The organism is Wolbachia endosymbiont of Tuta absoluta (assembly GCF_059414725.1).
In genome coordinates, this window is the sequence record NZ_JBNRJY010000566.1 from 1 (window position 1) to 341 (window position 341).

Genomic DNA, 341 nt, shown 5'->3' on the forward strand with positions numbered 1-341 from the left:
CAAAATTTTAAACGGATACTTAAAATTATTTTTTTGTTTTTTGATCTATTGCTATTAAAAATAGAAAATATCACAATATGTGTAGCCTGATTGACTTTTTTAACATCCCGTATTAACTTCTACATCGTGGCAAGAAGCCACGGGTAAGTAAAACTAAGAGAGATGAAAATATGTATGAAAATTATCAAATCGATTCTAATAATGATGAAAAGGCATATGCAGGAATATACTTTAATAGAGGATCATGTTTAGCGGCATTAGGTAGACATGAAGAGGCATTGGAACTTTATGACCAAGCCATACAAATCAATCCTCATTATGCAGGAACATACAATAATAAA

General features: G+C 30.2%; 1 protein-coding gene. It reads left to right on the forward strand.

Annotation, left to right across the window (positions count from 1 at the left end; genetic code table 11):
* Positions 1-170: 170 nt before the first annotated feature.
* On the forward strand, positions 171-341 hold a 171-nt coding region (locus tag ACJ5GX_RS06370), incomplete at its 3' end, for a tetratricopeptide repeat protein (protein ID WP_495292821.1).